Genomic DNA, 12,323 nt, shown 5'->3' on the forward strand with positions numbered 1-12,323 from the left:
GCGACGCCGTCGTCGCCCGCTGGCGGTCACATTAGTGTGATCCACCTCACATTGGCGAGCGCCATGGAGATCCTCGTCAGCGCTCAGCGCAGGTCGGAGAAGAAGGCGCGAACGTCCTCGACGAACGCCACCGGCTCCTCCCACGCCGCGAAGTGACCGCCGCGGTCCACGTCGACCCATCGGGTGATCGCGTGCTCCTTCTCGGCGAATCGACGGATCCCGACATCGCCGGCGAAGACGATCACGCCCGTGGGCACTCCGGTCGCCGGGAGCGCCTCGCCCCAGCTCTGCGCGCTCACGTAGCCGACGTACGCCGACGACGCCGCCGTGTCGGTGAGCCAGTAGAGCATCACGTTGGTGAGGAGCCGGTCCGTGCCGAGGATCTCGTCCGGCAGCACCTCGCGGGGGTACGTCCACTCGCGGAGCTTGTCGACGATCCACGCGAGCTGCCCCACGGGCGAGTCCGCCAGGCCCGCGGCGAGTGCCGCCGGCCGCGTCGACTGGATGGCGATGTAGCCGAACTGCTCCTGCATGAACTCCCCGGTGCGACGGACGCGATCGCGCTCGAGGTCGGTCAGGCTCGCGAGCTCGTCCTCACCGAGCTCGTACGTCGGCGCACCGATGTTGCCGTTGAGGTGCACGCCGACGACCGTGCTGCCGGGCGTGCCGTCGCTGCCGGTCTCGCGCGCCACCGCAGGCGCGACGCCCGCACCAATGTCTCCGCCCTGCACGCCGTACCGGTCGTAGTCGAGGCGTCGCATCAGCTCGGCCCACACGCGCGCGATCCGCGCCTCGTTCCAGCCCTCGTCGTGTACAGGGCCGGAGAAGCCGAAGCCGGGCAGGCTCGGGATCACGACGTCGAACGCCTGCGCGGCGTCACCCCCGTACGCGACAGGGTCGGTCAGAGGCCCGACGACGTCGAGGAACTCGACCACCGAGCCCGGCCAGCCGTGGGTGAGCAGGAGCGGGAGCGCGTCCGCCTCGCGTGAGCGCACGTGCAGGAAGTGGATGCGCTGGCCCTCGATGTCGGTGAGGAACTGCGGGTACGCGTTGAGCGCGGACTCCTGCGCACGCCAGTCGTAGTCGTCGCGCCAGGTCGCGACGAGGTCGCGCAGGTATGAGGTGGGGACACCGGTCGCCCAGCTGTCGCCAGGGAGCGGTGTCGTGAACCGCGTCCGCGCGAGGCGTTGCGCGAGGTCGTCGAGCTGTGCCTGCGGAATGTCGATCGTGAAAGGGATCAGTGCTGCCGACCCCGAGGTGTCTGTTGTGGTCGTCATCGTTCGACCGTACGGCCTCATCGGCCGCTGAGCCGGACCGAGAAGTCAGCTCGAGCTGGTGTCCCTCGGCAGCTTCGGGATCAGCCAGCCGAGGAACGCGTCCTGGCTCCGGGTCTGCAGGTAGACGCGCCCGGGACCGGTCAGGTCCAGCAGCGTCGACTTCCAGCCGCCCAGCCGACGAGGTGGCCCGTGTCGACGACGTACTGCTCCGATCGCGCCGTAGCTGTAGCCCGGGCGGCTGGTGATCTCGACGTAAAGAGGGTCAGCGTGACATCTCTACCGTCGTACGTCGCGAAACCATCCCTCTCGGTCGCGAGGGTCCGGTCCGGTACGCCGCCGCGTCGGCGCCGCCGTCCCGGCGGGAACGACGGCGTGGTGAACCAGCTCCGCACTCAGGGCCGCCTCCCCGCCACTCAGATCGGGAAGGCGCTGCGCGAGCGCCGGCACCGCCGCGGAGGGGAGGTGACCGGTGAGCACGGTGAAGCCGTCCTTGGGTGTCGATCCGGTCGTCTTCCCGCCGAGCCGGCCGATCAGCGACAGGACCGCGCCGAGCGTGTCGTCCGGCAGGTCGATCTCGTACCGGTCGATCGGGTGGCACACGTGCGTCCCGGCACGCTCGAGCGCCGCCATGAGCACCACCGGCGCGAGACTACGAAAGTCGGCGCCGACGCTCGACATCGCCTTGTTGAACGCCTCGTGCGCGTGGCTCTGACGTGGGGAGTAGCCCGACCGCGTCATCGTGACCACGCAGTCCGTCACCTCCCACCCGGCGAGCCCCTGGCGGAGTGCGGCGCGCACGCCCTCCTCGGTCGCGGCGATGAACGCCGGCGGCAGATTGCCGCGCTCGACACCCGGTGAGAACACCACGCCACTCCCCCGTGTGCCCGGCTCGACCCGTAGACCGATCGTCGCCAGGTAGGGGTTGGCGTCCACCCCGATCACGTCCAGCGCCTCCCCTGTCCCGACCACGCGCTCGAGGCACACCACCGAGGTCTCCGAGAAGCGGACCCGCACCCCGTACCGCTCCTCGAGGAGCGCGGCGACGACCTCCTTCTGCACCTCACCGTGCAGGCGGACGACCGCCTCCCCCTCTTCGCCGTCGATGCGCAGGCCGATGAGCGGGTCCTCGTCCGCGAGCTCGGCGAGCCCTTGGAACATCGCGATCCGCTGCGTCGGGTCGCACGGTTCCACGACGGTCTGCAGGGTCGGCGGCGCGAACGCGTACGACGCCCGTCCCGCCGCGCTCCCCAGCACGTCGCCGATCCGGACGTCGAGACCTCGTACGGCGGCGATCTCGCCCGCCTCCACCGCGTCGGAGATCCGCAGTCCCCCAGGTCGACTCACCGCGATCTCAGTGACGGACGCGGGACGCCGCCCGTCCGGAGCGACCTTTTCGCGGAGGCGGAGTGCACCGGACCACCACCGCACCCAGGCACGCCGTCCCCGTTCGTCGCGGTCGATCGCGAACACGGTGCCGGAACTCGGGCCGTCCGGCGCCGCCGCCGACGGGAGCAGCCGGGTGATCGCGTGACGCAGCGGTTCGATGCCGGCACCGGTGAGCGCCGAGCCGGCGAGCACGGGCGTCAGAGCGCCTCGTCGTACGCCCTCGCGCAGCGCGCGTGCGACGTCGCCAAGGGCGGGGGTCGCGCCGTCGACCCACGTCGCGAGGACGCCGTCGTCGACCGACGCTGCCGCCTCGACGACCTGTGCGTCCCCCGCCGGCACCGCCTCGACCTCGACCTCACGCAGCCCTGTCCCCCGCACGCGCGACAGGACGACGACCTCCGGCGTCAGCCGACGGCGTACCTGCGAGACCGCGCGGTCGAGATCCGCCCCGGACCGGTCGACCTTGTTGACGAACAGGAGTGTCGGCACTTCCAGCCGCCGCAACGCCCGCCAGAGGACGACGGTCTGCGGCTGCACCCCCTCGACGGCGGAGACGACGAGCACTGCGGCATCGAGCACCGCCAGCGACCGCTCGACCTCGGCGACGAAGTCAGGGTGTCCTGGCGTGTCCACGATCGTGACGACGAGGTCACCGAACGCGAGGGTCGCGACCGAGGCGCGGATCGTGATCCCGCGCCGGCGCTCCAGGTCCGAGGCGTCGGTGCGCGTGGTGCCGGCGTCGACGCTGCCGAGGGCAGCAACGGCACCGGCGTCGTACAGGAGTCGCTCGGTCAGGCTGGTCTTGCCGGCATCAACATGCGCGACGACTCCGAGGGTGAGTGAGGACGAGGTCAAGGGTCAGCTCCACGGTGGGACGGAAAAGGGTCCGGGGCGTGGTCGCTGCAGGCATGCTCGTGGTTCCTCTCACTGGTCGTCGTACGGGTTCGGTCTCACCGTCGCACGCGCAACATGCCGGGGTCGAACGGTTTCTCTGTCGCCGGGGTCGACCCCTAAGGAAGTGTGGTCGGAGGAATCCGGATCTCCCCCGATGCGGGGCAGACCGCCGGCGGCGGAGAGTGAACCCATGCCGAGCACCCCCGCCCTCCGCGTCGCGGCGATCGCCGCTCCAGTCCTGCTCTTCCTGTACGGCGTGCTGCGCCTGATCGACGGCGCGGACGGCGACCACGGCCCCGGCCTCGCCTGGGACGTCGGCCACCTCCTCTTCCTGGCAAGCTTCGCGTTCTTCGGGGTCCTCGTCGTGGCGCTGCGGGGCGAGGTCACTCGTCTCGGCGGCTCACGCGTGGTGGCGAACGCGGCAGCCACCGCAGGCCTCCTCGGCGTGGCCTGCTTCGCGTGGGTGATCGTCGGCGACCTCCTGCCCTCCTTCAAGGACGCCGCGCCGCTGCCGGATCCGCTTCAGGCGGCCGGCCCTCTCCTCTTCCCGCTCGGCCTGATCACGCTGGTGGCGATGGCCGTACGCCCACTGCGGGGGGTGTCGATCGTCTCGCCTCTGCTGACGCTCGGCGGGTTCCTGCTCCTCGGTTTCGACCTCGACCTCCTTTCCGTGGGCGCGGCGCTCGTCCTCGCCGGCCTCACCCCGCTCGCGATCAGATCCCGCAGGTAGGGGCCGACCAGAACCGCGAGGCCGGGCTGGCGACGTGGATGTGGTCGTTGTGATCGGGGTAGCCGGGACCGAGGATCTGGTTGAAACCGTGGTAACGCGCCTGACTCGCGATCGTGCAGAAGCCCTGCGATCCCGCCGCGAGGTCGGCGGCGTCGCCGTACAGGTGGCGGCTGTTCGAGGCGCCTCCGACGGCGCTGTTGCACGAGGTGCTTCGGAAACCGCTGTTGACGCCGAGCGCGCGGTCGCCGAGCGCGTGCCGGAGCGCCTGGAGCTTCCACATCGTGACGAGCGCGTTCGCCTTCGCCGTAGCGGTAGACACCGCGCCGCCGGCCCAGGTGCTGTTGCAGCGGTTGAGCTCGCCGTAGGTGAAGTTGACAGGCGTGCAGTCGTCGTCCTGCAGGGCGTACAGCTTCGCGTACGTCTGCGGGCCGGCGTTGCCGTCAGCGGTGAGGCCGTACGCCTGCTGGAAGCGGGTGACCGCCGCCGACGTCGCGGGGCCGTAGCTGCCGTCGAGGGAGAGCACGGCGCCGTAACCGGGATAGCCGGAGACGCGGATCTGGAGCTGGCGGACGTCTTCGCCGGTCGCGCCCTGGGACAGCGCGCGGGACCAGGTGTAGCAAGCGTCGGCGGCGGCCGGCGACGCCGTGCCCACCACCCCGAGGACGCTGGTAGCGATGAGCAGGGAGAGTGCCGCGATGACGCGACGGATCTTTCGGTTCACGAGGTGCCTCCGGGGGTCGGTCGACGTGTGATTCCGGAGATCATGCCGAGAGTTCACCGCGTCGGCAACCCGAGATCCGTGGCGTAACTCGCTGGGTCACGGGCCGAAGGGCTGCGACCTCCCCGGTCTGAGCCGTGCTCTCCAACCGTTGATCGACGAGGCCGCGGCCGACGACATCCGGGTCTCGGTCGGGCTCGGCGATCTGCGGCGCGGGAGCACGGACGTGGTCAGGTCGACGGCCTCGTACAACCTGGCGAGTACGATCAGCTCGCCCAGGAGGTCGCCACGGAGTTCGGTGTCGAGACGCAGCGGCTCGGCAACCCCGTCGTGCAGCAGATCGGGCTCGCGGCCATGCGAGGACCTGACCGCAGAGGTGTAGCGGAGCGCGGGTGCGTCGGGGGTACCCCCGACGCCCCGCTAGGCCGGACGGAACGAGTCGTGCGCCTCGACGACCGCGTGCTTGACCATCACGTGCTGCGTGATCGTGTACTCGAGGACGGCCTCGTGGCTCATGTCCTTGCCGAACCCGCTGCCCTTGACTCCACCGTGCGGCGCCTCCGACGCGATCGGGAGGTGGTCGTTCACCCAGGTCACGCCCGCCTCGAGGGAGTGCGTGACGCGCAGCGCGCGGGCGACGTCCGCGGTCCACACCGACGAGGCGAGCCCGTACGCGCTGTCGTTCGCGAGCGCGATCGCGTCCTCCTCGGTGTCGAACGGCAGCGCGACCAGGACCGGCCCGAAGACCTCGTCCTGGACGATCTCGGAGCTCTGGTCGGCGCCGGTGACGAGCGTCGGCGGGTAGTACGCACCAGGACCGTCGGGCACGACTCCCCCGCACGCCACCTTGGCGCCCGCCTCGACGGCACGCTCCACGAACCCGTGCACGCGGTCGCGGTGCTCGCGCGAGACCAGCGGGCCGATGTCGGTGGCGCCGTCACGCGGGTCGCCGACGCGGATCGCGCCCATACGCTGGGCGACGGCCTCGACGACGGCGTCGTACGCGGGCCGCTGGACGTAGAGGCGCGTCGCGGCAGTGCAGTCCTGGCCCGAGTTGTACGTCGCCGCCATCGCGAGGCCCTGCGCGGCGGCGTCGACGTCCGCATCGGCAAAGACGAGCGCGGGCGCCTTGCCGCCGAGCTCGAGGTGGACGCGCTTCGTCTGCGGGGCCGCCGCGCCCATCACGGCGCGACCGGCGCGGCTCGATCCGGTGATCGAGACCATCGCGACGTCGGGGTGCGCGACGAGCGCCTCTCCGATGTCAGCCCCGCCCGTCACGACGTTGAGCACGCCGGCGGGCAGGCCGGCGTCGGCCGCGAGCTGCGCGAGCAGGAGCGTGCTGCGGGGCGTGGTCGGCGCAGGCTTGAGGACCATCGTGTTGCCGGCCGCGAGCGCGGGACCGAGCTTCCAGATCGCCATCACGAGCGGGAAGTTCCACGGGGCGACGGCGCCCACGACGCCGACCGGCCGGCGGATCAGCATCGACGTGTAGCCCTCGCTCAGCACGCCGGCACCGCTGCCCTCGAGCGACCGCGCCGACCCCGCGAAGAAGCGCAGGTTGTCGGCCGCGAACGGGAGCTCACCGTCTGCGAAGACGGCGGTCGGCTTGCCGGAGTCGGCGACCTCGAGTGCGGTGAGCGCGTCGGCGTTCGCCTCCAGGAGGTCGGCGAGCCGGAGCAGAACCCGCGCGCGATCCCCCGCCGTACGGCGCGACCAGGCGCCGAAGGCCGCGGATGCCGCGGCGACCGCCGCCTCGACATCGGCGAGCGACGCCTGCGCGAACCGTACGGTCTCCTCGCCCGTCGCCGGGTCGACGAGCACGACCTCGTCTCCGGTCGAGGCGCGGGCGACCCCGTCGACGAACGCTCCGGACACTGGCTCCATCGTCTCCTCCATCAGCTGTTGAACCCCACTCCGAACTTGTCGAGCACACGCAGCATCGCGGGACGCTTGCCGGTCGTGTCCTCGCGGGCGAGCTGGTGCCGCATGACCTGGACGATCGGGTAGCGCAGCGGCTCGGGCGGGAACGGGATCGGCCGACCGGTGATCGCGGCGAGCCGGGTGCGCTCCGTACGGCGGCGTGCGAGCAGGTCGAGCGCGACCTGCGCCCCGAACCGCGACGAGGCGACGCCGAGCCCGGTGTAGCCCACTGCGTAGGCCAGCCGGCCGGCGTACGCCGTGCCGAAGACCGGCGTGAAGCGGGTGGACGTGTCGATGATCCCTGCCCAGCGGTGCGTGACCCCGAGACCGTCGAGCATCGGGAACGTGTCGTACAGGTGGTTCACCAGCAGCTCGTGCGAGGCGTCGCGCTGGGCGAGGCCCGCGTCCGTCCGGGCGCCGTAGTAGTAGATCGCGTCGTAGCCGCCGAACAGGATCCGGTCGTCAGGCGTACGACGGTAGTAATGGAACTGGTTGCCTGCGTCGGTCATCCCCTGGTTGTCCGACCACCCGATCGCGGACAGCTGCGCGTCGGACAGCGGCTCGGTGACGATCACGTGGTCCCAGACCGGGATCGTGTAGGCGCGGATGCGGCGCAGCAGCGGCGGGAACGCATTCGTGGCGACGACGACCTGGCGCGCGTGCGCGACACCGCCTTCGAGGGTCACCGTGACTCCGTCGCCACGGCGGCTCATCCCCGTGACGACCGAGCGCTCGTGGAGGCGGACGCCGCGGCGCCGTGCCGCCTCGGCCAGCCCGTGCAGCAGGCGTACGGGGTCGACGAGACCACCGCCGCTGCGCACGCGCATGCCCGCGAGGTAGGTCGGCGAGTCGACGTCCTTGCGCACCTCGTCGGCGGACAGGAGGGTCACGTCCTCGCCGTGCTCCTGATGGGTCGCGAACGAGGCGGCGAGGGCCTCGACCTCGTGCGGTCGCGTCGCGACGACCGTCTTGCCGCACAGCCGCAGGTCGGCGTCGATGCCCTCACGGGCAAGGAAGGCCGCGATCTCCTCGACGTTGTCGCGGCCGAGCCGGACCAGCTCATCGAGCTCGTCGGGCCACATGGCCGTGCCGTGAGCGAGCCCGTGGGTGAGGGAGTCCGAGACGAACCCGCCGTTGCGGCCGGAGGCGCCGGCGCCTATCCGCCCTGCCTCGAGGACGACGACGTCACGAGACGGGTCCTCCTCCTTGGCGAGGATCGCGGTCCACAGACCGGTGAGTCCGCCGCCGATGACGGCGAGGTCGGCCCGCGCGGTGCCGACGAGCGGATCGGCGTCGCCGGACGGACGGGTGCGGTCGGTCCAGTACGGGCGCGGGCAGGCATCCGCGAGGATTCGGGCGGCGCGCGTCACAGACTCCCTCCGACCACGACAGCAGCGTCGGCGGTCCACGTGAGCGAGACCTCGGCCCCGCGCTCGACCGTGGAGACGCCGCTGATCGCGCAGAGCACGGGATCAGCGTGGTCCGGGACGTCGACCGCGACCGTCGACACCCCGCCGTAGAACTGGGTCTCGACGACCCGGCCGTCGAGGAGCCCGGCTCCTGGCTCTCCGATGCGTGTCTCCTCCGGCCGTACGACGAGGTGGGCGTCGCCGGAGACGTCACCGACGAGGTGCCCCGGGAGGAGCCCGACGCTGTCGACGTGGATCCCGCCGTCGACGACGCGCCCGGCGAAGCGGTTGCCGTCTCCGATGAAGTCCGCGACAAACAGGTTGGCCGGACGGCGATAGATCTCGACCGGGGTCGCGACCTGCTGCACGCGTCCGTGCGCGAGGACGGCGAGGCGGTCGGCCATCGACATCGCCTCTTCCTGGTCGTGCGTCACGACGACGAACGTGATGCCCACCTCCTGCTGGAGGCGCTTGAGCTCGAGCTGCATCTGCGACCGGACCTTGCGGTCGAGCGCCGACAGCGGCTCGTCGAGGAGCAGCAGCTTGGGGCGCTTCACGACGGCGCGCGCGAGGGCGACCCGCTGGCGCTGGCCGCCGGAGAGCTGGTGCGGCTTGCGGGAGGCCATCGCCGACAGGCCGACCGTCTCCAGCACCTCGCCGACCCGCTGACGGATCTCACCCTTCGACAGCTTCTCCTGCTCCAGCCCGTACGCGACGTTGCGCTCGACACTCATGTGCGGGAACAGCGCGTACGACTGGAACATCAGGTTGAGCGGGCGCCGGTGCGGGGGCAGCGCCACGAGATCCTCGCCACCGAGGCGCATCTCGCCGCTGTCAGGGTGCTCGAAGCCCGCGATCGCGCGCAGCAGCGTCGTCTTGCCGCAGCCGGACGGACCGAGCAGCGCGAAGAACTCGTTCTCGGCGATCGTGAGGCTCACGTCGTCCAGCGCGGTCACGTCACCGAAGCGGCGCGTCACGTGGCGCAGCTCGACCAGCGGCGCGCGCGACGGTGACGCCTTCGCGGTGCTCGGGGTCGTCACGTGCGTCTCACTCATCGGTGGCCTCCGTACGTCGGCTCAGTCGGGCGGACGCGATCACGACCGTGAGGCTGACGAGCAGCAGCACGGTGGCGAGCGCGTTGATCTCGGGAGTCACGCCGAAGCGGACCATCGAGTAGATCGAGATCGGCAGGGTCGGGGTGGTCGGGCCGTTGGTGAAGAACGCGATGACGAACTCGTCGAGCGACAGCGTGAACGTCAGCAAGGCACCGGCCACGACCGCGGGCGCGATCGTCGGCAGGGTCACGCGGCGGAATGTGGTGAGCGCCCCCGCGCCGAGGTCGCGCGAGGCCTCCTCGAGCGACGGGTCGGCCTGGGCGAGGCGTGCGCGGACGACCGCCACGACGAACGCCATGCCGAACACGGCGTGGGCCAGCATGACCGAGAAGAGCCCCAGCGTCATGGAGATCAACGAGTAGAACGACAGCAGCCCGATCGCCAGCACGAGGTCGGGCATGATCGCGGGCGACATCGCGTACGCGTCGAGGGCGGACGACCGGGTGTAGCGCGCGAGGCCGACCGCGAGCGTGGTCCCGAGCACGACGGCGATAGCGGTCGCTCCGGCGGCGACGACGAGGCTGTTGCCCAGCGCCTCCAGCAGGGCGGAGTTGCCGGCCAGCTCGCCGTACCAGCGCAGGCTGAACCCGTCCATCGAGAACGCCGAGCGCCCGCCGTTGAACGACATGACGACGAGGACGGCGATCGGCAGGTAGAGGAAGAGCATGCACAGCGCCAACGGCAGGCGCAGCCACCCCAGTGCCTTCATGAGGGGCCTCCCGTCGAGACGCGGCGGCTGACCCGCGACTGCACGAAGAACAGCACGACCAGCACCACGATGAGGACCAGCGCGAGCGTCGCGCCGAACGGCCAGTCGCGGGCCTTGAGGAACTGGTCGCGCACGACGTTGCCGACCATCACGAACTTGCCGCCGCCGAGCAGCTCGGGCACGACGAAGTTGCCCAGGCTCGGCACGAAGACGAAGATGCAGCCGGTCAGCGCACCGGGCAGGGTCAGCGGCCAGGTGATCGTACGGAACACGCGGAACCGGCTCGCGCCGAGGTTCGTCGCCGCCTCGCGCAGCTCGGGGTCGAGCTTCGAGATCGATGCGTACAACGGCAGGATCATCAGAGGCAGGTAGGCGTAGACGAGACCGACGACGACCGCCCCACGGGTGTAGAGCAGCGTGATCGGGTCCTCGATCACCCCCAGGCTCTCAAGGCCTCGATTGACGAGTCCTTCAGAGCTCAGCAGCACGATCCAGGCGTACGTCCGGACGAGGAAGTTCGTCCAGAACGGGATGACGACCAGCACGAGAGCGACGTTGCGCCACCGCGCGGGGAGCTGGGCGATCGCGTACGCGACCGGGTAGCCGATCAGCAGCGCGAGGATCGTCGCGGAGCCCGCGATCACGACCGAGTCGACGAGCACGGCCCGGTAGGTCGGTGAGAGCGCGCGGCTGAAGTTGTCCCACGTGAACTCGTACACGACGCCACCGAAGCGACCGCGCTGGAAGAACACATAGCTGAGCACGAGCAGGACCGGCACGGCCATGAACGCCGTGACATAGCCCAGCCCGGGGACGAGGAGGGTGACGCGCTCCCACCGGGAGGAGCGCTCGCCGGCGCCCCTCCCGGTGGGAGTGCTGGTGATCAGATCGGTCACTAGCTCGACGTGATCTCGGTGACGAGCTGGGAGTAGAGCGTCGCGGCCTCGCCGAGATCGGTCAGCGACTCACCCTTGAGGAGCTCGTCAGCGGTGACCTGGAGCGGCGGGTACTGCGCCTTCAGCTCGGCGGGGAGCAGGTCCATCGCCTTCTGGTTCGGGACGTTGTAGAGGATGTTCTCCGCTGCCCACGCACCGTTCTCCGGCTCCAGGAGGTAGTTGATGAACGCGTGCGCGGCCTCCTTGTTCTTGGAGGTCTTCAGCACGACCATCGTGTCGACCCAGAGGTCGCTGCCCTCCTCGGGCACGGTGAACGTGATGTCCTTGTTCTCGGTCGTGCCGTAGTTGCACCAGCCGTCCCACGCCTGCACCATCACGGCCTCGCCGGAGATGAGCCGCTCGTAGAACGTGGTGTCGTCGTAGGCGAGCAGGTTCTTCTTGGCGGCGACGAGCTTGTCCTTGACCTGCGCCATCTCGTCCTCGTCGGTGGTGTTCGCCGAGAAGCCGAGGGCCTTCTGCGCCGGGAGCATCAGCCAGCGGTCGGTGGCCATCATCGTGACCTTGCCCTTGTAGGCGTCCTCTGGCTCGAGCAGGTCGTTCCAGCTGGTCGGCGCCTCCTTCACAAGGTCGGAGCGATAGCAGATGCCCGTGGTGCCCCAGGTGTACGGGACGGAGATCTCGTTGCCCTTGTCGTACGCCATGGTGGTCGCCGGCTCGGCAAGGTTCTTGAGGTTCGGGATCAGCTCGTCGTGGATCGGCTCCACCAGCCCCTGGGCGGCGAGCGCCTGCGCGAACTGCCCGGAGACGAACGCGACGTCGATGCCGGAGTCTGAACCGGCCGTCAGCTTCGCCATGATCTCTTCGTTCGTGGCGTGGTTGGTGACTTCCATGGAGGCGCCCGTCGCCTCCTCGAACTTCGTCGCGACGTCCTCGGGCATGTAGTCAGCCCAGTTGGACACGACGATCGACTGCTTGCTGAGGTCGGCGTCGGGGTCGAGGTCTGCGGCCGCGGAGTCGTCCCCGTCGGACCCGCCACACGCCGCAAGTGCGGCGACGAGGGCGATGCCGGCCGCGGCGGCCAGCGCGCGGCGGCTGGTGGACGCGAATGCCTTCATGGTTGGCTCCAGGTGTGCGAGTTTCCCGCCTGGTGCGGGTGGGGGACACATTTGCACCTCTATTGAGTACTTGACAAGACCCTGAAACACGAGAGCAACGGTCGAAACAAATTCGTCACTGAAGAAGTCTTCAAATTTCGGCCTAGCAATGGGA

The 12,323-nt window shown here is 70.3% G+C and carries 10 protein-coding genes; 1 reads left to right on the top strand and 9 read right to left on the bottom strand.

The features are described 5' to 3' along the window. Positions 1-83: 83 nt before the first annotated feature. Together HCT63_RS08555 and HCT63_RS08560 are read right to left on the bottom strand one after the other, a co-directional pair. The gene (locus HCT63_RS08555; RefSeq protein WP_167003195.1) at positions 84-1,277 is read right to left on the bottom strand and encodes an epoxide hydrolase family protein; all 1,194 of its coding nucleotides are present in this window, start codon (positions 1,275-1,277) and stop codon (positions 84-86) included. Between the two features lie 276 nt (positions 1,278-1,553). Beyond that, the gene (locus HCT63_RS08560; protein WP_167003197.1) at positions 1,554-3,518 is read right to left on the bottom strand and encodes a TetM/TetW/TetO/TetS family tetracycline resistance ribosomal protection protein; all 1,965 of its coding nucleotides are present in this window, start codon (positions 3,516-3,518) and stop codon (positions 1,554-1,556) included. Between the two features lie 229 nt (positions 3,519-3,747). Here HCT63_RS08560 and HCT63_RS08565 point away from each other — a divergent pair, with 229 nt between their 5' ends. Beyond that, positions 3,748-4,287, top strand: coding sequence for a hypothetical protein (locus HCT63_RS08565; protein ID WP_167003199.1), 540 nt, complete (start codon positions 3,748-3,750; stop codon positions 4,285-4,287). Here the strand turns inward: HCT63_RS08565 and HCT63_RS08570 are convergent. The 7 genes from HCT63_RS08570 to HCT63_RS08600 all read right to left on the bottom strand — a co-directional run bounded on the left by HCT63_RS08570 (position 4,271) and on the right by HCT63_RS08600 (position 12,169). Continuing rightward, positions 4,271-5,008: a D-Ala-D-Ala carboxypeptidase family metallohydrolase gene (locus HCT63_RS08570; protein ID WP_167003201.1), complete on the bottom strand. Its 738-nt coding sequence runs from the start codon at positions 5,006-5,008 to the stop codon at positions 4,271-4,273. The two genes, HCT63_RS08565 and HCT63_RS08570, sit on opposite strands and share 17 nt — an antisense overlap. Positions 5,009-5,425: 417 nt before the next feature. Further along, positions 5,426-6,889: an aminobutyraldehyde dehydrogenase gene (locus HCT63_RS08575; protein WP_167003203.1), complete on the bottom strand. Its 1,464-nt coding sequence runs from the start codon at positions 6,887-6,889 to the stop codon at positions 5,426-5,428. An 11-nt stretch (positions 6,890-6,900) separates the two neighbouring features. Then, positions 6,901-8,295 carry an FAD-dependent oxidoreductase gene (locus HCT63_RS08580; protein ID WP_167003205.1) on the bottom strand — a complete coding sequence of 465 codons (1,395 nt, stop codon included), beginning with the start codon at positions 8,293-8,295 and terminating at the stop codon, positions 6,901-6,903. Further along, positions 8,292-9,389 (bottom strand): ABC transporter ATP-binding protein, encoded by a 1,098-nt coding sequence (locus HCT63_RS08585; RefSeq protein ID WP_167003207.1) that lies wholly within the window; start codon positions 9,387-9,389, stop codon positions 8,292-8,294. The genes HCT63_RS08580 and HCT63_RS08585 overlap by 4 nt, the downstream gene beginning before the upstream one ends. Beyond that, positions 9,382-10,158 (bottom strand): ABC transporter permease, encoded by a 777-nt coding sequence (locus HCT63_RS08590; RefSeq protein WP_167003209.1) that lies wholly within the window; start codon positions 10,156-10,158, stop codon positions 9,382-9,384. Before HCT63_RS08590 ends, HCT63_RS08585 begins: the two co-directional genes overlap by 8 nt. After that, complete coding sequence (locus tag HCT63_RS08595) at positions 10,155-11,054, bottom strand: ABC transporter permease (protein ID WP_208322346.1); 900 nt, start codon at positions 11,052-11,054, stop codon at positions 10,155-10,157. The genes HCT63_RS08590 and HCT63_RS08595 overlap by 4 nt, the downstream gene beginning before the upstream one ends. After that, positions 11,054-12,169, bottom strand: coding sequence for a spermidine/putrescine ABC transporter substrate-binding protein (locus HCT63_RS08600; protein WP_167003211.1), 1,116 nt, complete (start codon positions 12,167-12,169; stop codon positions 11,054-11,056). Before HCT63_RS08600 ends, HCT63_RS08595 begins: the two co-directional genes overlap by 1 nt. Between the last annotated feature and the right edge of the window lie 154 nt (positions 12,170-12,323).

This window comes from Mumia sp. ZJ430 (assembly GCF_011751845.1).
Classification (GTDB): domain Bacteria; phylum Actinomycetota; class Actinomycetes; order Propionibacteriales; family Nocardioidaceae; genus Mumia.

What these genes read in the sequence shown, in the direction of transcription:
- HCT63_RS08555 (WP_167003195.1), bottom strand. Translation starts at nt 1,277, where the DNA reads ATGACGACCACAACAGACACCTCGGGGTCGGCAGCACTGATCCCTTTC.
- HCT63_RS08565 (WP_167003199.1), top strand. Translation starts at nt 3,748, where the DNA reads ATGCCGAGCACCCCCGCCCTCCGCGTCGCGGCGATCGCCGCTCCAGTC.
- HCT63_RS08575 (WP_167003203.1), bottom strand. Translation starts at nt 6,889, where the DNA reads ATGGAGCCAGTGTCCGGAGCGTTCGTCGACGGGGTCGCCCGCGCCTCG.
- HCT63_RS08585 (WP_167003207.1), bottom strand. Translation starts at nt 9,389, where the DNA reads ATGAGTGAGACGCACGTGACGACCCCGAGCACCGCGAAGGCGTCACCG.
- HCT63_RS08590 (WP_167003209.1), bottom strand. Translation starts at nt 10,158, where the DNA reads ATGAAGGCACTGGGGTGGCTGCGCCTGCCGTTGGCGCTGTGCATGCTC.
- HCT63_RS08600 (WP_167003211.1), bottom strand. Translation starts at nt 12,169, where the DNA reads ATGAAGGCATTCGCGTCCACCAGCCGCCGCGCGCTGGCCGCCGCGGCC.